The 18,782-nt window shown below is 72.5% G+C and carries 20 protein-coding genes; 11 read left to right on the top strand and 9 right to left on the bottom strand.

What is annotated here, in order from left to right; all coding sequences use genetic code 11:
• Positions 1 to 48 precede the first annotated feature (48 nt).
• Positions 49 to 714 (top strand): TetR/AcrR family transcriptional regulator, encoded by a 666-nt coding sequence (locus J2S42_RS32035; RefSeq protein ID WP_307245171.1) that lies wholly within the window; start codon positions 49 to 51, stop codon positions 712 to 714.
• A gap of 5 nt (positions 715 to 719) precedes the next feature.
• On the opposite strand, the gene J2S42_RS32030 is transcribed toward J2S42_RS32035, so the two are convergent.
• Positions 720 to 2,261 carry a phospholipase D family protein gene (locus J2S42_RS32030; RefSeq protein ID WP_307245169.1) on the bottom strand — a complete coding sequence of 514 codons (1,542 nt, stop codon included), beginning with the start codon at positions 2,259 to 2,261 and terminating at the stop codon, positions 720 to 722.
• A gap of 125 nt (positions 2,262 to 2,386) precedes the next feature.
• Here J2S42_RS32030 and J2S42_RS32025 point away from each other — a divergent pair, with 125 nt between their 5' ends.
• A complete protein-coding gene (locus tag J2S42_RS32025; protein ID WP_307245167.1) occupies positions 2,387 to 2,512 on the top strand; it encodes a hypothetical protein in 126 nt (41 codons plus the stop codon).
• 51 nt (positions 2,513 to 2,563) lie between these two features.
• Here J2S42_RS32025 and J2S42_RS32020 read toward each other — a convergent pair whose 3' ends face one another.
• A complete protein-coding gene (locus J2S42_RS32020) occupies positions 2,564 to 3,025 on the bottom strand; it encodes a MarR family winged helix-turn-helix transcriptional regulator (protein ID WP_307245165.1) in 462 nt (153 codons plus the stop codon).
• A gap of 64 nt (positions 3,026 to 3,089) precedes the next feature.
• On the opposite strand from J2S42_RS32020, the gene J2S42_RS32015 reads away from it, so the two are divergent.
• Positions 3,090 to 3,674 (top strand): DUF1684 domain-containing protein, encoded by a 585-nt coding sequence (locus J2S42_RS32015; RefSeq protein ID WP_307245163.1) that lies wholly within the window; start codon positions 3,090 to 3,092, stop codon positions 3,672 to 3,674.
• A gap of 6 nt (positions 3,675 to 3,680) precedes the next feature.
• On the opposite strand, the gene J2S42_RS32010 is transcribed toward J2S42_RS32015, so the two are convergent.
• The 3 genes from J2S42_RS32010 to J2S42_RS32000 form a co-directional block, all read right to left on the bottom strand.
• Entirely contained in the window at positions 3,681 to 6,026 is a 2,346-nt protein-coding gene (locus J2S42_RS32010; protein WP_307245161.1) for a putative bifunctional diguanylate cyclase/phosphodiesterase, read from the bottom strand.
• Between the two features lie 384 nt (positions 6,027 to 6,410).
• Positions 6,411 to 7,502, bottom strand: a complete 1,092-nt coding sequence (locus J2S42_RS32005) for a protein-L-isoaspartate O-methyltransferase family protein (RefSeq protein ID WP_307245159.1) — start codon at positions 7,500 to 7,502, stop codon at positions 6,411 to 6,413.
• A gap of 4 nt (positions 7,503 to 7,506) precedes the next feature.
• A complete protein-coding gene (locus tag J2S42_RS32000; RefSeq protein ID WP_307245157.1) occupies positions 7,507 to 8,727 on the bottom strand; it encodes a phosphotransferase family protein in 1,221 nt (406 codons plus the stop codon).
• Between the two features lie 181 nt (positions 8,728 to 8,908).
• Here J2S42_RS32000 and J2S42_RS31995 point away from each other — a divergent pair, with 181 nt between their 5' ends.
• The 4 genes from J2S42_RS31995 (at position 8,909) to J2S42_RS31980 (ending at position 11,405) form a co-directional block, all read left to right on the top strand.
• Positions 8,909 to 9,145, top strand: a complete 237-nt coding sequence (locus J2S42_RS31995; protein WP_307245156.1) for a hypothetical protein — start codon at positions 8,909 to 8,911, stop codon at positions 9,143 to 9,145.
• A gap of 193 nt (positions 9,146 to 9,338) precedes the next feature.
• Positions 9,339 to 10,442: an LLM class flavin-dependent oxidoreductase gene (locus tag J2S42_RS31990; protein ID WP_307249153.1), complete on the top strand. Its 1,104-nt coding sequence runs from the start codon at positions 9,339 to 9,341 to the stop codon at positions 10,440 to 10,442.
• Positions 10,439 to 11,053 carry an FMN reductase gene (locus J2S42_RS31985; protein ID WP_307245154.1) on the top strand — a complete coding sequence of 205 codons (615 nt, stop codon included), beginning with the start codon at positions 10,439 to 10,441 and terminating at the stop codon, positions 11,051 to 11,053. Before J2S42_RS31990 ends, J2S42_RS31985 begins: the two co-directional genes overlap by 4 nt.
• A gap of 109 nt (positions 11,054 to 11,162) precedes the next feature.
• Positions 11,163 to 11,405 carry a PspC domain-containing protein gene (locus tag J2S42_RS31980; protein ID WP_307245153.1) on the top strand — a complete coding sequence of 81 codons (243 nt, stop codon included), beginning with the start codon at positions 11,163 to 11,165 and terminating at the stop codon, positions 11,403 to 11,405.
• A 94-nt stretch (positions 11,406 to 11,499) separates the two neighbouring features.
• Here J2S42_RS31980 and J2S42_RS31975 read toward each other — a convergent pair whose 3' ends face one another.
• Both J2S42_RS31975 and J2S42_RS31970 read right to left on the bottom strand, forming a co-directional pair.
• Positions 11,500 to 11,718 carry a hypothetical protein gene (locus tag J2S42_RS31975; RefSeq protein WP_307245151.1) on the bottom strand — a complete coding sequence of 73 codons (219 nt, stop codon included), beginning with the start codon at positions 11,716 to 11,718 and terminating at the stop codon, positions 11,500 to 11,502.
• Between the two features lie 26 nt (positions 11,719 to 11,744).
• The gene (locus tag J2S42_RS31970) at positions 11,745 to 12,245 is read right to left on the bottom strand and encodes a maleylpyruvate isomerase N-terminal domain-containing protein (RefSeq protein WP_307245149.1); all 501 of its coding nucleotides are present in this window, start codon (positions 12,243 to 12,245) and stop codon (positions 11,745 to 11,747) included.
• 244 nt (positions 12,246 to 12,489) lie between these two features.
• Between J2S42_RS31970 and J2S42_RS31965 the strand changes: the two genes are divergently transcribed.
• From J2S42_RS31965 to J2S42_RS31955, 3 genes are all read left to right on the top strand, one after another.
• On the top strand, positions 12,490 to 13,488 hold the full coding sequence (locus J2S42_RS31965; RefSeq protein ID WP_307245147.1) for a coiled-coil domain-containing protein: 999 nt from the start codon (positions 12,490 to 12,492) through the stop codon (positions 13,486 to 13,488).
• A 28-nt stretch (positions 13,489 to 13,516) separates the two neighbouring features.
• Positions 13,517 to 15,430: a bactofilin family protein gene (locus J2S42_RS31960; protein ID WP_307245145.1), complete on the top strand. Its 1,914-nt coding sequence runs from the start codon at positions 13,517 to 13,519 to the stop codon at positions 15,428 to 15,430.
• Between the two features lie 124 nt (positions 15,431 to 15,554).
• The gene (locus tag J2S42_RS31955) at positions 15,555 to 16,043 is read left to right on the top strand and encodes a CAP domain-containing protein (protein ID WP_307245143.1); all 489 of its coding nucleotides are present in this window, start codon (positions 15,555 to 15,557) and stop codon (positions 16,041 to 16,043) included.
• A gap of 249 nt (positions 16,044 to 16,292) precedes the next feature.
• Here the strand turns inward: J2S42_RS31955 and J2S42_RS31950 are convergent, their stop codons facing one another.
• Both J2S42_RS31950 and J2S42_RS31945 read right to left on the bottom strand, forming a co-directional pair.
• Positions 16,293 to 17,459, bottom strand: coding sequence for a S1C family serine protease (locus tag J2S42_RS31950; RefSeq protein ID WP_307245141.1), 1,167 nt, complete (start codon positions 17,457 to 17,459; stop codon positions 16,293 to 16,295).
• A 61-nt stretch (positions 17,460 to 17,520) separates the two neighbouring features.
• Positions 17,521 to 18,396, bottom strand: coding sequence for a hypothetical protein (locus J2S42_RS31945; protein WP_307245139.1), 876 nt, complete (start codon positions 18,394 to 18,396; stop codon positions 17,521 to 17,523).
• Between the two features lie 99 nt (positions 18,397 to 18,495).
• Between J2S42_RS31945 and J2S42_RS31940 the strand changes: the two genes are divergently transcribed.
• A complete protein-coding gene (locus J2S42_RS31940; RefSeq protein ID WP_307245137.1) occupies positions 18,496 to 18,774 on the top strand; it encodes a DUF1707 SHOCT-like domain-containing protein in 279 nt (92 codons plus the stop codon).
• The last annotated feature ends 8 nt before the right edge of the window (positions 18,775 to 18,782 follow it).

The raw sequence follows: 18,782 nt of genomic DNA, 5'->3' as shown, positions 1-18,782 counted from the left end.
GGACAGTGTGAGTATTGGTCCCGCCGCCGGGTGTGTCAAGATCTCTGAATGCCGGAGAAGCGGACCACGTACCATCACGGCGATCTGCGCGCCGCCCTGGTCACCGCGGGGATCGGCCTGGCCCGGAAGGGCGGCCCGCAGGCGGTCGTGCTGCGCGAGGTCACCCGGCTCGTCGGTGTCGCGCCCAACTCCGCGTACGGTCACTTCAAGACGCTCGCCGCGCTGAGGTCCGCGGTCACGCTCCAGGCGCAGAGCGAGATGGGCGAGGCGATGGGCCGGCACCTCGACGCGGTGGACGCGGCCGCGCCCGCCGATCCGCGCGCGGCGGCGAAGGCGTACCTGCGCGAGGTCGGCCGGTCCTACATCCGCTTCGCACTCGACGAACCGGGTCTGTTCCGGACCGCGATGGGCGGCAGCCCGGTCGGCCTGCGCATCCCCGGCACCCCCGAGGACGTCCGGATCGCGGGCGACCGGCGCGAGCCGGACTCGTTCCTGCTGCGCGCGCTCACCCGGCTCATCGAGACCGGGAGCCTGCGCCCGGAGGACCTCGGCCCGGCGGTCATCGCGCACTGGGCCACCGTGCACGGACTGGCCACCATGTTCCTCGACCTGCTGGCGCCGATGACCGACGCACAGCGGGAGTCCACCATCGACGACGCGCTGGACGTCCTCGTCGACGGCCTCACCGCCCGAAGGACCGGCTCAGCGGCCTGAGCCGGTCACCAGGTGTTCGCCCGGCGGTCCCGCAGCGGGCGGCCGTCCGGGTCGTAGATCAGGTGGTACGCCGGCAGCGCCCACGCCTTGGTGAGCGGCCCCAGCCGCTCCGGCGTGTGCGGGCGCAACCGGCCCGGCGGGCGCGGTCCGGTCCGGCCGCCGGCGTGCCAGTCGTCGAGGCGCTGCGCGGCCTCGGTGATCACCTTGATCGCGGAGGCCGGGTCGATCAGGTCGGCGTCGTCGCCGTCGTCGCGGTCCAGGTGTTCCCGCCACAGCGTCAGCCGCAGATCCCGGGCGAACGTACCGTCCAGGTCGAGCACCGCACAGGACAGCTCGCTGTCGTGGGTCCAGGAGCGGCGGTTGAAGTTGTCGCTGCCGATGCTGGCCCAGGTGTCGTCGGTGACGCACACCTTGGCGTGCACGTAGACCGGGTCACCGGCGTGGTTCTCCACGTCGAAGACGTGCACGCGGTCGCCGCCGGCCCGCCGGCAGACCTCGATCGCCTGGGCGCGGCCGACCAGGTTCGGCGGCAGCGCGAGCGCGCCGTCCACGTCCGGGTGCCGCGGCACGACCGCGACCAGGTGCAGATCGGGGTTGTCCCGGAGCGCGTCCGCGAACAGTGCGGCGACCTCGGCGGACCAGAGGTACTGGTCCTCCAGGTAGATCAGCTGCCGCGCGCGGCGGATCGCCTTGGTGTAGCCGCGAGCGATGGTCCGCTCACCGTCCGGCGCGAACGGGTAGCCCCGGTCGAACGACAGGTCGGGATAGGTGCGCAGGACCTGGACCGCGTGCGGGCCGCACTCCGGCGGGTCCGGCAGCGGATCGGGCAGCGTGTCCGCGTGCAGGTCGGCGCCGGCGGTCAGGTCCCGCGCCCAGGCCAGCAGGCTGCGCGAGTCGAGTGGGTGCGGGTCGGACCAGCGCTCCCGGAACGTCAGGTCGAGCGCGCCCACCACCGGCCCGCGCAGCATCAGCTGCACGTCGTGCCAGGGCGGGCGCGCGCCGTAGCGCGTCGACATCCGTACCGCCTGGGGGTCCCCGTCGTGCGCGGCCGTGTCCCGGCGGCTGTGGCAGAGGTCGATGCCGCCGGCGAACGCCACGTCCCGCTCCGGCGTGCCCGGACGGCGGATCACCACCAGTTTCTGATGGTGCGAGCCGCCGCGCCGGACCCGCTGGTCCAGCAGCACCTCACCGCCCGCGTCCGCGACGGACTCGCCGAGGTGCCGGTTCTCCTCCTCGGAGTACTGCAGCTTGTCCAGGTGGGAACGCCACATAAGCCCCTTGACGATCACTCCGCGCCGGGCCGCGGCCGAGAACAGCTCCGCCACGGTCGGCCCGGCCGGCCGGAGGCGCTCGTCCGGGTCACCGCGCCAGTCCGTGAAGAACAGGTGGTCGCCCGCCCCCAGCGTCTCCACTTCCGTCACGAGGCGATCGAAGTATGAATCTCCGTGAACAAGTGGTTCTGCGAGGTTGCCGGTGGTCCAGGTGGGTATAGCGCTGGACGGGTTGCCTCGTTCCCGTTCGGTGAGAAACCACTCCTCGACGTCCACGCGGCTACCTCCGAGCTCTACGACGCCCCGGTAATCCCCCGCCACCCCCTGGCACGAAACCAGGATCACCGCCCACCGGCCGCGCCCTACCGTTATGGACGCAGCCGGGTCCTGAAGGAGAGACCATGACCACCGAAGCCGCCACCACCGAGACCACCACCCCCGAGGTCGACTCCGAGCGCCCGCTGCTCATCGCGATGGCACTCATGGTGTCGCTGGGCACCGCCGCGATGTACCTGATCGTCGGCTGACCGGCTTGCGACGGACGGGAAGGCGCGCCGCACGCGGTGCGGCGCCCACGTCTACCCGTTGTCCCGCAGTCTCGCCTGAAGCCGGGTGAAGACCCGGGTCAGCACCGCGGCCTCGGTCTCGTCTAGGTCGTCGACCAGATAGCGGCGCACCGCCGTCAGGTGCCCGGCCGCCGCGGTTCGCAGCGCGCCTAGCCCGTCCTCGGTGAGCACCGCCTCACTCCCCCGGCGATCGTCCGGGCACGGTTGCCGCCGCACCAGCCCGCGCTTCTCCATCGCCGAGATCTGATAGGTCAGCCGGCTCGGCGAGAAGACCAGCCGGCTTGCGATCTCGCCCATCCGCAGCCGTCGCTGCGGCGCCTCGCTGAGCAGCACCAGCACGTGATAGTCCGCCATACTGAGCCCGGTATCCGCCCGCAGCTCGTCATCGAGCCGGGTCTGGAGGTGCCAACTGCCGTCGATCACCGCGCGCCAGGCGCGCAGTTCGGCGGCGTTCAGCGGAAGCGTCTCGCTCACCCGGCCAGCCTAACTCTTTAAAATCTGAACAACCAACACCCCGAGCCGGGGTACGGTTATGATCATGGACTTGCTGGACCTGGCGGACTGGCGACAGCGGGTCGCCGCGATGCACCTCTCCGATCTCGACCTCGCCGGCTTCCGCGCCGCCCGTGACGACCTCTTCCGCACCCACCCGCAGTCCCCGATCGTGGACCGCGCGTCGTTCACCGGTTTGCGGTACTTCCCGCCGGACCCGGCGTTCGCCGCCGACTGCCCGGTGCGGGAGGCGCCGCCCGGCCCACCTCTGGAGATCGACACGGGCGGGCCGGACGGGACCATCTCGTACCGCCGGATCGGGATCGCGGAGACGCCCTGGGGTGACCTGACGCTGTTCTGGATCTCCGCATACGGCGGTGGGATCTTCCTGCCGTTCCGGGACGCGACAGCACCGGGTGAGACGTACGGCGCCGGCCGGTACCTGACCGACACGGTGAAGGGCACGTTCGGCCGCGGCCTGACGCTGCTGGACGGTTCCGCCGTGCGCCTGGACTTCAACTACGCGTACAACCCGTCCTGCGTCTACGACGACCGCTGGGCCTGCCCGCTCGCACCGCCGGAGAATCGCCTGGCGGCCGCCGTCCGGGCCGGTGAGCTGAACTACCGCTGAGGCCGGTCAGCCGGACGGCACCGAGGTGGCCCGCGGGGACGCCGTCAGGTGGCGGGTGAACTCGTCCGCCGTGAGCGGTGGCGCGAAGTGGTAGCCCTGTGCGGACAGGTAGCCCATGTCGCGTAGCGCGGCCGCCTGCGCCGCGGTCTCCACGCCGGCCGCCGACGCGGTCAGCTGCAACCCGGCCGCGATCCGCACCATCGCCGCCGAGATGACCACCTCCTGCGACGACGCCTCGCCGTCGATGTTGCGGACGAACGCCTTGTCGATCTTCAGCCCCTGCACCGGCGCCCGGCGCAGCAGATCCAGCGACGACGCCCCGGCCCCGAAGTCGTCCAGCGTCACCCGGATCCCGCACCGGCGCAACTCACCCACCATCGCGATGGCCGACCCGCCGCCCAGCGCGGTCGCCTCGGTGATCTCCACCGACAGCGCGGCCGCCGGCAGCGCCGCCGCGTGCAGCAGCTCGGTCACCCGGGACGCGAACCCGGTCTCCCGCAGCTGCCGGTCGGAGACGTTGATGCCGATCACCGGCGCGTCGTCGCCGAACAGCGCGCGCCATCGGACCGCCTGCGCGCAGGCCGCACGCAGCACCCAGTCGCCGAGCGGCACGATCAGGCCGGTGCGTTCCGCGGTGGCCAGGAACTCCTCCGGGCTGATCAGGCCGCGGGCCGGGTGCCGCCAGCGGACCAGCGCCTCGGCGCCGGTCCAGCGGCCGTCCGCGAGCCGCACGATGGGCTGGTAGAGCAGGTCGAACTGCGCCGAGTCGATGGCCTGTTGCAGGTCCGCGGCGAGCCGGGCGTCCGCGGCCTGGTGCGCGTCCAGGTCGGTGCTGTAGTGCGCGTAGCGCCCCTTGCCGGCCGCCTTCGCCGCGTACATCGCCACGTCCGCGCGGCGCAGCAGTTCGTCCGGGGTGTCGCCGACGCCGGCCTGGGCCAGTCCCACGCTGGCGCGGACCAGCAGGTCGTGACCGTGTGCGGAGATCGGCTCGCCGAGCACCTCGGCGACCCGGGTCATCACCGTGGTCGCGCTCTCCGGCGTGGCGTGCTCGAGGATCATCGCGAACTCGTCGCCGCCGAGCCGGGCGACCGTGTCGCCGGACCGGACGCACCGCTGCAGGCGTTCCGCGACCACGGCCAGCAGCGCGTCACCCACCGCGTGGCCGAGCCGGTCGTTGACGCCCTTGAAGTCGTCCAGGTCGATCAGCGCGACGTGCAGGACCTGGTCACCGGTCAGCTCGCCCATCGCCTCGCGCGAGCGGCGCTCGAACAGGGCCCGGTTCGCCAGGCCGGTGAGCCCGTCGTGGGTGGCCTGCGTGGTCAGCTCGTCCTGCACCCGGCGCAGCTCCTGGAGGCTGGCGTCGACCCGGGTGAGCAGGCGGCCGTTCTCGGCCAGCGCGAGCAGCTGCCGGGCGATCACGATGCCGGTCAGCACCATCGCGACCACCGCGATCACACCGGCCACCGGGTCGCGCCAGCTGACCGCGACGAGCAGCACGCCGGTGGCGCCGACCGCGACGTACGGCACGGTGCTGAACGACTCGCGCCGGGTCTGTTCCGGTCCCGTCACGCCGGCGGCGCGCCGCTGCCGGTCAGCCGCGAGGATCACCAGGAGGTACGTGACCGGGAGCGCGAGCTGCTCCGGGTGCAGACCGGCGCGGTCGCCCAGCAGCGGGTGCAGCGCGCCGGTCGCGAGCCCGCTGACGAACGCGGCGCCGAGCAGGTGCGTCGCGGCCAGGTCGACGCCGTCCACGCCGCCGACCGCGAGCTTGGCGAACGCGACCAGCGCGGTCACCGCGACCGCGCCGAGCACCAGCGGGAGCGTGGACCCGGTGAACGACAGCGGGCCGCCGTCCGCGTGGCGCAGCACGCCGTACCAGAGGAACAGACCGGTGGCGAGCAGCACGATCGTCATGTCCATGGCGAAGCGCAACCCGGCCCGGCGAGCGCGTTCGACCGGCAGGCCGAGCAGCGCCCACAGCGTGAGGACGCCGCCGACCAGGTGCAGCGAGACCGTCAGCGGAGCGGCCGGCGGCGGGTGCCGTGGTGCGGTGAGCCAGTCCGAGGCGTTGCTGGCCGCGGCGATCCCGGCCAGTGCGGACGCCAGCCCGAAGCGCTGCCAGAACCGTTGCGCGGTCGGACCCTGACCGTCGGCGCCCGCGGCCTGCCAGGCGGCGGCCGCGCCGAGCAGCGGCTGCACCGGCGTGGCCAGCCAGCCGGCGAACGCGGGCGTGAACGGGTGCACCAGCGTAACCACGAACCAGACGACGGACCAGAGCGCGATCAGCGTGGCCGCGACGAGCAACGGTGACGGCCGCAGCCCCGGCACACCGGCCGCTCCGCCCCGCTCCATCGCGGCCTCCTCGAAAGGTCCTCGTCTCGCCATCGACCGGGAAACGTCCCAGATGAGCAATTCGGGACCGCCCCGGCCTGAGGTTCTGTCCGTACGGTCCGGTTCTTCCGGCGTGTCTCCCTGATCCTGCTCGTGACCCCGATCTGCGCGATCGCCCGGTTCGTGGCCGGCCGCCCGCGGAGGCCGGTGGCCGGTTCCGCCGGTGCGTGGCGCCCGGGCAGCGGTTTCTGCGGGGACGGAGCGCCCGCCCGCTCGCACCGGACGATGATCGGCCTTCCTGCGCAGCCCGCAGAAGTCCCGCCGCGAGGACGAGGACCTGCTGAACAGGTGGGAGGCGGACCTGCGGCACCGCGAGGAGGAGCTGAAGAAGCGGGCGGCCGGCGGCTAACCGGCCGTCACGGCGAACCCGGCGGGCAACCAGATCGGGTGCGCCGGGTCGCCGCCGGGCGCCAGCGTGACCGACCATGCGCTCAGCGGCGGCGATCCGGCCGCCTGCCAGCCGGCCGCCAGCGCCGCGAGGTCGCTCGCCAGCCGCTCCCCGTCCGGGCCGTGCGGGCGGATCCGGCCGTCCGGCAGCATAATGGCCAGCGATCCCGGCTCGAACAGCGCCAGCCCGCCCAGATGGTCGGCGAGCAGCGCCGGCACCGAGGTCACCCGCCGGTCCTGGGCCGCGGCCGCGAACCACAGGTCGTGATAGACCCGAAGATCAAGATCCAGAACCGTCGAGGGTACGGGCGGCAGCTCGGCCGGCAGCGGCGGAAGCACCGGCGGCGGGTGCGAGCCGGGGTGCCGGGCGAACAGCGGGCCCGCCGCGGTCATGAAGCCGGCCGGGCACAGCACCCGGGTCCGCGGGCCGTCCGGCGTCCGCCGGACCGTCATCACCGGCTGCAGCCCACCGTGCGCGACCGGCGCCACCACCACGCCGTCCGCGGTCAGCTGCTCCCACCAGGCCGCGGAGAAGCCGGCGACGCCGACCGTGACGATGATCCGGTCGAACGGCGCGAGGTCGGGCGCGCCGTCCCAGCCGTCCGCTCGGCGGACCCGCGCGCCGGTGACACCGGCCCGGGCCAGCGCCGCCCCGGCCGCGGCGGCCACGTCCTCCTGCACCTCGACGGTGGTCACGTCCGCGCCGAGGGCGGCCAGCAGCGCCGCGTTGTAGCCGGTGCCGGCGCCGATCTCCAGCACCCGGTGGCCGGGCGCGACGTCCAGCGCGGTCAGCATCTGCGCCATCAGCGACGGCTGGCTGGACGAGCTGACCGGCTCGCCGCCGTGCACCTTCGTGACCAGCGCGGCGTTGCGGTAGACCGCGTCCTGGAAGCCGGGGTCGTCCGCGGTGGTCCAGCCGCCGTCCGGACCGCGGAAGCCCGCGGCCACGAAGATCTCCCGGGGCACCGCCCGGAACGCCCGCGCCAGCGCGGCATCGGTCAGCACGCCGGACGTGTGCAGCTCCGCCAGGTATCGATCGATCGACGTCATTCACTCACCGTAGGGCACGCGCGGCGTCCAGCCAGAACGGCACGTCGGCTGCGTGGAACGGCGCCTCGGACGGCTCGATCCGGTCCAGGAACCCGGCGTAGACGGCCGCGTTGCGCAGCGCCGCGACCGGTGCCAGCAGCGCGACCGCGTGCTCGGGGTCGGAGCCGGGCACGTCCGCCCGCCAGCGCGCTGCCCACGACGCGATCAACTCGGGCGCCTCCGGCACGCCGTCGGTCAGCCGCAGGATGTCGAACGCGGGGTGCCCGGCGAACGCGTCACCCCAGTCGATGATCACCCGGGCGCCGGGCCGGCCGATCGCGTTGCCCGGGTGCAGGTCGCCGTGGACCAGCGTGTCCGGCAGCGCGCATGCCGCGACCGCGGCCAGCCGCGCGTCCAGACCGTCCGCGAGCGCGGTCAGCGCCGGGTCGTCCGGCGCGTACGCGGCCAGCACCACCCGGATCCGGTCGGCGAGCCGGTGCCCGCGCAGGTCCGGCAGGCCGTCCGCGAGCAGCCGGTCCAGGTCCGCGGCGGCCCGCAGCTGGATCCGGTGCATGCGGGCGGCGAGCTCGTCGCGCTCCGCGGCGCCGGCCTCGTACAGCTCGGTGCCCGGCACGTGCGCGAGCAGCAGCCGGCCCGGTGCCGCCGCGTCCAGCAGCTCCGGGGCGGCGCCGGGCAGCGCGCGGCCGAGCCAGCGCAGCACCGCGGCCTCGTGCGCGAAGAACGGCGGCACCTGCTTGATCCAGGCCGGGTCGCGCGTGATGTCGACCGGACCGGGCCCGCCGCCGTCCGCGGACACGGTCTCCACCCGCCAGATCGCGGAGAGGTTCCAGGTGCGCTGCTGGCGGGTGCGGACCACGAGCCGGCCGCGCGCCGCCAGCCGGTCCGCGGCCCAGGCCGTGGTCGCGCCGGGCCCGCCGGCCTCGGCCCACGGCGCCCGCCGCGCGTGCGGGGTCAGGGCCGCGACGTCGGCCCCGTCCGCGTCCACGATGGACGGCGTTCCGGGGCCGCGCAGCTCCGCCGCGTAGACCACCTCGCCGCCGTGCGGCCGGTCGCGGGACGCGCGGAGCAGCCGCAGCACGGTGACGTCCACGCCGTAGTGCTGCCGGGCGCCGTCCACCACGTCGGCGACCTCCTGCCACCAGGGCATCGGCACCTCGTACGGCGGGAGCGCACCGAGCACGGCACCGGTGGGGTCGACGAGCACGAGCGTCACGACGCGGGACATGACCGAGGAACCTATCCCACTCGCACGAGTGATCAGCCGATCGGGGTTTCCGGGCTCCGGGACCCGCACGGTTCCGGCAGGATGGCCCCACCACCTGGACGGCGCCGCCCTCTACATCGGATCGAGGGAGCGTCGTCATGCATCATCGGAAGACACCGGCCGCACCTTCGGGGGCGGTCCGGTGACCGGCAGTCCGAGGCCCCGGCTGCGGCCGGGCGACGAGCTCACGCTGAAGGAGCAGGACTACAAGTTCGGCGTGGGTCAGCTGATGATCATCGTGGAGCAGATCCTGGAACGGGTGACGCTCGACGGCGAGCTGTGGGTACGGGTGCGCGGCCTCTGCCGCCGCGCGCCGACGGACGCGGGCGCGGTGCGCGAGATCTACCTGCGCGTGTCCGCCCTGCCGCTACGGAGGTGACGGAAGCCGGCTCCGCGCGGACTCGGACGCGGAGCGGGCACCTCGCACCTTCGATGATCTTGAGCGGGAGTGAGCCGCGTCTCGGTGAGCGCGGCCGGCGGCGGAATAGTGCGGGACCAGGCCTGGTTACTTGCCGACGTAATAGTTAAGATTTGAACGAATCAGCGGTACGACGGAGGCGGGACCAATGCCAATGCAGTTCGGGATCTTTTCCGTGGGCGACGTGACCACCGACCCGACGAACGGGCGGACCCCCACGGAGAACGAGCGCATCAAGGCGATGATGCAGATCGCGCTGAAGGCGGAGGAGGTCGGGCTCGACGTCTTCGCGACCGGTGAACACCACAACCATCCGTTCGTGCCGTCGTCACCGACCACCATGCTCGGCTGGATCGCGGCGAAGACGGAGAAGATCATCCTCTCCACCGCGACCACGCTGATCACCACGAACGACCCGGTGAAGATCGCCGAGGACTACGCGATGCTGCAGCACCTGGCGGACGGCCGGGTGGACCTGCTGATGGGCCGCGGCAACACCGGCCCGGTCTACCCGTGGTTCGGCCAGGACATCCGCACCGGCATCCCGCTGGCGATCGAGAACTACGGGCTGCTGCGCCGGCTGTGGCGCGAGGACGTCGTGGACTGGGAGGGCAAGTTCCGCACGCCGCTCCAGGGCTTCACGTCCACGCCACGCCCGCTGGACGGGGTGCCGCCGTTCGTCTGGCACGGCTCGATCCGCAGCCCGGAGATCGCCGAGCAGGCCGCCTACTACGGTGACGGCTTCCTGCACAACGGCATCTTCTGGCCGTTCGACCACTCCAAGCGCATGATCGAGTTCTACCGGAAGCGGTTCGCGCACTACGGCCACGGCGCGGAGGACCAGGCGATCGTCGGCGTCGGCGGGCAGATCTTCATGCGGAAGAACTCGCAGGACGCGATCGACGAGTTCCGGCCGTACTTCGACAACGCGCCGGTCTACGGCCACGGCCCGACGCTGGAGGACTTCAGCCGGGAGACGCCGCTGACCGTGGGCAGCCCGCAGCAGGTCATCGAGCGGCTGCTCAGCTACCGGACGCACTTCGGCGACTTCCAGCGGATGATGCTGCTCATCGACCACGCCGGGCTGCCGCTGAAGACCGTGCTGGAGCAGCTCGACCTGCTCGGCGAGGAGGTGCTGCCGGTGCTGCGCAAGGAGTTCGCGATCGGCCGCCCGGCGCACATCCCGGACGCACCCACGCACGCGTCGCTGGTCGCCGCCGCCGCGTCCAAGGACGTCCTGGCGGAGGCGCAGGCATGAGCACCCGGAGACTGTTCGTGGTCAGCGCCGGACTGAGCCAGCCGTCGTCCAGCCGGCTGCTCGCCGACCACCTCGCCACCGCGACCGCCCGTGAGCTGCGGGCTCGCGGCGAGGAGGTGGAGGTGCGCACGATCGAGCTGCGCGACCACGCGCACGACGTGGTCAACAACACGCTGACCGGCTTCGCACCGACCGCGCTGCGCGAGGTGCTGGACGCGGTCGCGGCGGCGGACGGACTGATCGCGGTCACGCCGACGTTCCGCGCGTCGTACAGCGGCCTGTTCAAGTCGTTCTTCGACGTGGTCGAGGAGGAGGCGCTGGCCGGCAAGCCGGTGCTGATCGGCGCGACCGGCGGCACGCCGCGCCACTCGCTGGTACTGGAGCACGCGGTCCGGCCGCTCTTCGCCTACCTGCGCTCGGTGGTCGTGCCGACCGGCGTCTACGCGGCCTCGGAGGACTGGGGCAGCGGCGGCGGCAAGGCGCACCAGGGCCTGGCGCAGCGCATCGACCGCGCGGCCGGCGAGCTGGCCGCGCTGATCGCGGCGCGCGAGCCGGTCACCGTCGTCGACCCGTTCGAGTCGGCGCCGTCGTTCGACCAGCTTCTGGGTTGACCCTGAGACACGACATCGGGGAACGGGTCGGGCCGTTCCCCGATGTCGTGGTGTGCGGATCCGAGGACTCTGGAGTCAGGAAGCAGGACGACAGAGGAGTGATCCGAGAATGGCTAGCGTGCACACCCATTTCCGCAGTCAGGGCCTGGTCCGGCCGCGTGAGGGCCGCTTGCTGGCCGGTGTCTGCGCCGGGCTCGGCCGGCGCTTCGGCCTGGACGCCAACGTCGCACGGCTGCTGTTCGTGCTGGTGCTGCTGGCGGTCCCGGGCAGCCAGCTGCTGATCTACCCGATGCTCTGGATCCTGATGCCGAACGAGGCCGACGACCTCCACCCGGCCACGCCGGGCATCTGACCTCCCGGCCGCACCGGCCGGGACCCGCCCGCCCCGCACCCCGCGCGCCGATTCTCGACGGGTGCCGGGGCGGGCGGCCCCTTGGTCCCCGGAGCTAGAGCGTGGGCTTGGCCATCAGGTCGTGCAGCACCGCGATCAGCGCGGCGTCGCCGGTGGTGCTCAGGTTGCCCGCGCCCCCGCGGCGCCACAGCCAGAGCAGCACGTCGACCGGGTCACCGGAGACCGTGGCGTCCGCGTCCGGCTCGCCGGTGGTGACGGTCACGGCGTCCGGTGCGAGGCGGACGCACCAGGACCCACCGGCGGTCGTGAACACCCGGACCGTCCGGCCGTCCAGCGTCGTCAGCGCGTCGCGAAGTCGTCCGGCCAGTGCCGGGAGCCGTGGTCCAGGAAGCGGACCAGCACCTCGTCAACGCCGTCGACCGCCAGGTCCGCCGGGATCCGGGCGCGCGGCAGCCCGGCCGCCAACTCGCCGTCCACCCGGTGAATCACGGTCTCGTGTGCCATCCGCCGGGCCCAGAAACCGACGGTCTGATCCGGCGGGTACCAGGTCGGCACGGTCTCGCCGGGATCGCGCGCGGCCAGCTCGGCCACCAGCTCCGCGTACGCGGCGTCGTAGCGGTCGAGCACGCCGCCCGCCGGGGCCGGCGGCAGCTCCTCCGGGAACGCGCCGGTGCGCAGCACCACGGTCTTGTGCCGGTAGACCTGGGTCACGTGGTCGGCCAGCTCGGTCACGGTCCAGCCGGGACAGGTCGGCACCGGTGCGGGCGCCGCCGCGACGATCGCCTCGCGCAGACGCGCCGCGTCCGCAGTCAGACACTCTCTGAATCGTTCGGTTCGCATAGACGGGACACGCTATCCGGTACGGCCGGAGCACACCGCCTATTTCCCGGTCACGGTGCGTGGGCACGTGCCCTGACCTAAGCATTCGTCCGAAGGTTGACGTACCCTTCTTTGCCGTGACGCTCTCCGCGTGGGCCCGGCGACATCGAACCGCCGCGCCCCCGACTCCGTAAGTCCCAGGGAAAGGCGGATCATCACCGCCGCCGACGAGAGCTTCCCAGCACGACGAGAGGAATCCGTTCTGATGACCCCACTCGGTCGTCGATGTGCCGCAGCGGTCGCCGCGGCCGCCACCGCGGTGGCGCTGCTGACCGCACCGCTCTCCCCCGCGAGCGCGGCGCCGAACAACCCGGACGCCGGCGGTAACGCCACTCTGGGTGACGTTCTGGAGTCCACGGGTAAGCGGTACCTCGAGGCCAAGGCCGTGCTGGACGCGTCGAAGAAGAAGCAGGCCGAGATCACCAAGCAGCTCGACGCGGCCCAGGCCGACGTGGACCGGCTCACCAAGCAGGTCGGCGAGATGGCCTCCCAGCAGTACCGCCAGGGCCGGCTGACCGGCCCGAGCCTGATGCTGGGCAGCGCCGACCCGACCGGCTTCATCAGCCGGATGACCTCGCTGAACGAGCTGGCCGCGCACAACGACGCGAAGCTGCACGAGTTCCTTGAGGCCCGCGACACGATCGACCGGGCCAAGGCCGAGCTGGACGCCGAGGTGGCGTCGGAGCAGAAGGCGCTCGCCGCGATCGACAAGCAGAAGAAGGAGGCGGAGAAGGCGCTCACCCTGGTCGGCGGCAACGTCACCACGCGGGGCCTGGTCACCGCCACCTCGCCGATCGCGGCACCGGGGCCGGGCGCGAACAGCGGATGGCCGGCCGAGTCCTGCACCCAGGACGACCCGACCACCAGCGGCTGCCTGACGCCACGCACGCTGCACGCGTACAACGAGGTGAAGAAGGCCGGCTTCAACCGGTTCGTCGGGTGTTTCCGTACCGGTGACATCTGGGAGCATCCCAAGGGGCGTGCCTGCGACTGGTCGCTGCAGAACAGCGGCTTCTCGGTCTGGGACACCGACGACGAGCTGAAGTACGGCAACGACCTGATGGCGTTCCTGGTCCGCAACGCCGACCGGCTCGGCATCCTCTACGTGATCTGGAACCAGATGGTGTGGTTCCCGGCGACGGGCTGGAGTGCCTACTCCGGCGACAGTACGCACGAGGACCACGTACACATGTCGATCGTCTAGATTTGCCCCCAGCGACGATCATGAGTGTGTGAACACGCTCGAACGACGTCTCTGGGAGGCCTTCCCCACGGGTACGCCGGTCACGGCCGGCCCGGACGGGGAACGCGAGGTCAGCGGCGAGGTCCTGACCCGGTTGCTGCTCGGCGCTCAGGCGCCGGCGCCCGGGGCCAGGGCCTCGCTCCGTCTGTCCGGCGCACGGATCACCGGCGAGTTCTCGCTGCGGTTCGCGCAGGTGGACGCGCCGATCATCCTGGATGACTGCGAGTTCGAGCGGATGCCCGTGATCAACTGGGCGCGGCTCGGTTTCATCAGCTTCGCCCGGTGCACGCTGCCCGGCCTGCACGCGTCGAACGTGATCGTGGAGGGGCACCTCAAGCTGAACGGCGCGCGGGTCGACGGCGAGTTGCGGATGCCCGGCGCCCGGATCAGCGGCGGCCTGGTGCTGGACCGGGCGCGCGTGCGCTCCGCGGGCATCGCGCTACAGGCGGAACGGATCACGATCGGCGGCGACCTGGCGGCCGGCCGCGCGGACATCGAGGGCCTGATCGTCGTGTCCCAGGGACGGATCTCCGGTGACGTCGACCTGGACCGGGCGCGGTGCGTCGCGCCGTCCGCCCCGGAACGCATCGACGAGCCGAACGCGCTCCTCGCGGCCGCCCGGGGCGTGCTCGGCGCGGACAGCCTGGTGGTCGAGGGCGGAGTCTTCGCCCGCGGCGCGATGTTCGACGGCGAGCTGCGGATGTGGCACGCCCGGATCACCGGCGCGGTCAGCTTCACGGACGCCACCATGACGAACCCGGGCCGGGTCGCGCTGCGGCTGGACGCGGCCACGCTGGCCGGCGGGCTCTTCCTCGGCGGCGCGTTCACCGCGACCGGCGAGATCCGGGCCGCGCACGCGGAGATCAGCCGCACGTTCACGCTGCGCGGCGCCCGGTTGTCGAACCCGGGCGGCGCCGCGCTGCGCGCCGAGTGGATGACGCTGCAGGGCACGCTGGACGCGCGCCGGATCGTGGCAGACGGCCGGGTCGGGCTGGAGGACTCGGTGCTGAACGGCCCGGCGAGCTTCAACGGCGCCTCGCTGACCAACCCGGGTGGCGTCGCGCTCAACCTGAACGGCGTGGTGGCGAGCAACACGGTGAACCTGTGCGACGGTTTCTCGGCCGTCGGGCAGGTGCAGGTCTCCGGCAGCCGGATCGGCAGCGTCCTCTGCCTGGACACGGCCACGCTGACCGCGTCGCCGGATCCGGCGGACGTCCGGCCGAGCGCGCCGTTCGCGCTGCGGCTGTGGCGGCTGCAAGTGCCCGAGCTGCGGATGCGCACGACCGCGGTGACCGGCCCGGTCGACCTGCGCCACGCCCGCGTCGGTCTACTGCGCGACGACCCGGCGACCTGGCCGGAGGCGCTGCACCTGACCGGGCTCACGTACGAGACGCTCGAGCCGCCGGCCACCGAGACGGACCGGCGGGCGTGGCTGGCCCGCGACCCGGCCGAGGCGCACCGGCAGCCGTACGAGCAGCTCGCGTCCGTGCTCCGCGCCCAGGGCGACGACGACGCGGCGCGCGCGGTGCTGCTCACCCGGCAGCGGGCACGGACCCGTACCGCCGGCTGGCCGGCCCGGGTCTGGGGCGTGCTCCAGGACGTCACGGTCGGGTACGGCTACCGCCCGCTGCTGGCTGCGCTCTGGCTGCTGGTGCTGCTCGGTGCCGGTACGGCCGCGTACTCGGCGCACCCACCGCGCGCCGCGAAGCCGGACGAGGCACCCGCGTTCCACGCCGTGATCTACACGCTCGACCTGCTGCTCCCGCTGGTCGACTTCGGCCAGCAGACCGCGTTCCTGCCGGCCGGGGCGTACCAGTGGCTCTCCTACGCGCTGATCGCGGCCGGCTGGATCCTGGCCACCACGATCGCGGCCGCGCTGACCCGCTCCCTGCGCCGTACGTAGCCGCGCAACTCGGTGGATACCGAGGGCTTACGGGAGGGCACCCGGTCGATTCGTCAGCCGTCCGGGCGTGCGGCCGAATGAACGGGTGTAAGCGCAGCACCCCACTGACAGAGATGAGAGTTTCTTGCGCCGCTTCGCCAGCCGGGTCGTCCTCGCCGTTCTCGCTCCCGCCGCCGCCCTCGGCATGACGCTCGTCGCCCCCGCGGCCTCCGCGTCGGCCGCTGTCGCGACGACGACGCTGGAGTCGCAGGTCGTGGCGCTGACGAACGAGGCCCGGGTGAAGGCCGGCTGCAAGAAGCTGACCGTGAACGCCAACCTGACCAAGGCAGCGCAGGCGTTTTCCACGGACATGGCGCAGCAGGGCTTTTTCAGTCACACGGGCAAGGACGGCAGCAACTTCGTGCAGCGGGCGAAGCGAGCCGGTTTCGCCAAGACCGCGATGGGCGAGAACATCGCGTGGGGTTACAAGGACGCGCAGGGTGTGGTGAAGGGCTGGATGAACAGCCCGGGTCACCGGAAGAACATCCTGAACTGCAAGTCGACCCTGATCGGTGTCGGTGCGGCCCGTAACGCCAAGGGTGTCGTGTACTGGACCCAGGAGTTCGGCAAGTAACAGGGAAAGGCCCGGGGCGTCCGCCTCGGGCTTTTCCGGCTCACGTTGAGGAACGCGTGAATCTAGCGCTGGTGGAGCGAACGCTGAGGGAGGGACGCCATTGCGGCCCGCAGCGGCGGCGCGGGCCGGCAACAGCGCGGCGGCCAGCGCGAAGTATCCGGGCCGGGCCTCCAGACCGGGCCGGGCCGGTGCCCGCGGGAGCATGCGGGCCGCACCACGCCGGAAGCCGGAAAACAGCTTTGAAGCCTGTCAGCCCTCGGCCGCGATCAGCGCCTGTGCCACCTCGGCGGCGCGTTCGATCGGGATGGCGAAGCCGATGCCGATCGAGCCGCCGCCCTCGAGCGTGGCGATGGCGGTGTTGACGCCGATCACCTCGCCGGCCGAGTTGACCAGTGGGCCGCCGGAGTTGCCCGGGTTGATGGAGGCGTCGGTCTGGACCGCGGACTGGCGGGTGGCGCCCTCGCCGCCGAGGCGGACGCGGCGGTCGACGGCGCTGACGATGCCGGAGGTGACGCTGCCGGAGAGGCCGAGCGGGGCGCCGACCGCGAGGACGGTCTCGCCGACGCGCAGCGTGCTGGACTTGCCCATCGGCAGCGGCTCGAGCGTGTCGGACGGGGCGATGCGCAGTACCGCGATGTCCATGCCGGGGTCGGTGCCGATCACGTCGGCGTCCAGGCTCTCGCCGTCCTGGCCGCTGACCGTGACCCGGCTGGCGCCCTCGACCACGTGGTTGTTCGTGATGATGTGCTGGGCGTCGTCGATGACGAACCCGGAGCCGGAGGACGCGCCGTCGTCGGTGCGGACCTCGATCGAGACCACGCCGGTCAGCACCTGCTCGGCGGTGCTGGTGAGTTCGCCGTCCGCGCCGACCAGCTGGGTGCTGGTGGAGTTGCCGGCCTGGTTGGCGACGCCGACGCGGTTCGCGCCGTACCAGGCTCCGGCGGTGCCGGCCCCGGCCGCGACGGCCACGATCAGCGCGCCGGCCAGCATGAACCGGGGACCGCGGCGCGGGCTGTCGGCATCGCGGCGGCGGGCGGCGCGTGTCGGGGCCGGTTCGTAGCCGACGGTCGCCCACGGGTCCGCGGGCGCCTCCCAGGCCGGAGCGGCCGGAGCCACCGGAGCAGCCGCAGCGGCTGGTGCGCGGTACGTGGAGGTGGCGACCGCCGGCCCGGACGCGCCGGAGAAGCCGGCGTACGGGTCCGAGCCGTCGTTGTAGGTCGGGTACGCACCGCTGGTGCCGTACGCGGTGAACGGCGCCGGCGATGCGTACTCGTCGTGCTCGGGAGCCCGCCGGCGGCCGGGCCGTCCGGTCGGCTCGTAGTCGTAGCTGCCGTAGGAGACCGGACGCCGCCAGCTCTGCGAGTCCGTGTCGTCTCGCCCCAGCGATGCCATCTGCGCCTCCACGGTTCGTCCCACCCCGTCGGGGGTAGATACGGAGAGAAACGCGAAACGGCTCACCGTGACCGGTGAAAGATTCTCAACCGGCGATCAGACGGCCGATCGTGGTCAGAATGTCCGCGTAGAACGTGCCGTTCACGTCGCGGAACACCGCGAACGGCTCGTCCGGGCTGCCGAAGAACGGGCGCAGCGTCCACGCCAGCTGGGTGCCGACGAAGCCGAACAGGCCGATCCAGATGTAGAGCAGTGTCATGCTGGCCGGCCGCTGCCCGGGCGGCAGGTCCGCGGCGGACGGCCGGCGCGGCTGTGCGTACGGCTCCCAGCCGACCGCGAGCACGCCGTCGCCGGTGGGCCCGGCCGGCACCGGAGCGGCCGCGGCCCCGTTCGCGCCCACGAGCGCCGGCGCGGGCTCCGGCGCGGGCTCCTTCTCCACCGCGGAGGCGACCAGCGCGAGCTTGAGCTGGTGCTCGTTGAACGCGGTCATCCCCGCGGTCAGGAACCGCAGCCCGACGATCGCGGTCAGCACCAGGATCGCCACGTTGAGCAGCTTGAAGAACGAGTAGCTGTTCGACGTGATCAGGAAGAACAGGCTAATCGGCGCGAACGCCAGCGTGAGCACCGCGGTGACCGTGATCGGCACCAGGATCAGCGTGACCGCCTGCATGACCGACAGCCGCGCGCCGAAGACCAGGTTGAACAGGTAGAGCGTGGGCAGGCAGATGGCCAGCGTGGCGAGGAACAGCAGCGGCAGCTTCACGAACGACGAGGCGGCCTGGACCCAGCTGTGCGAGGCGCCGAGCACGACGCCGTAGAGCGCGAAGCTGAGCGAGGAGCTCGCCAGCATCTGGAGGCTGATCGAGCCGAGCTGCCGCTCGTCGATGATCTGCCGCCACACGCCGTCCCGGTCGCGCAGCAGCCGCTCGATGATGAGCAACCCGCCTGGGGAGTTCGACACTGAGTCCTCCAAGGCCGGAAGTAGGCCGATGATGAGTTGGCTGAGGGTACATCGAAGAAGACGTGTTCCGGGGGTCGGAAAGTTGCGTAGTCTGTGCCGGTGACCGACCCCCGGCTACGCGCATCGGACGCGGACCGGCAGCGCGTTGTCGCCGACCTCGAGCGGCACACCGCGGCCGGGCGCCTGTCCCTGGACGAATTCACCACCCGGGTCGACGCGGTGCTGGCCGCACGCACCCACGGTGACCTGGGCCACCTCACGAGTGACCTCCCCGCGGAGGCGCAGCCGAGCGCGGACGCCCGCCATCTGCTGATCGCTTTCGCGCTCGCCGCCGTAGTGGTGGCACTCCTGGCAGTGATCATTTCGGTATACCGTTGACGCCTGGA

Origin of the sequence: Catenuloplanes indicus (assembly GCF_030813715.1) — a bacterium.
Lineage (GTDB): Bacteria > Actinomycetota > Actinomycetes > Mycobacteriales > Micromonosporaceae > Catenuloplanes > Catenuloplanes indicus.
Note: the sequence above shows the minus strand (reverse complement) of the source record. Positions and strands in the feature narration are given on the sequence as shown.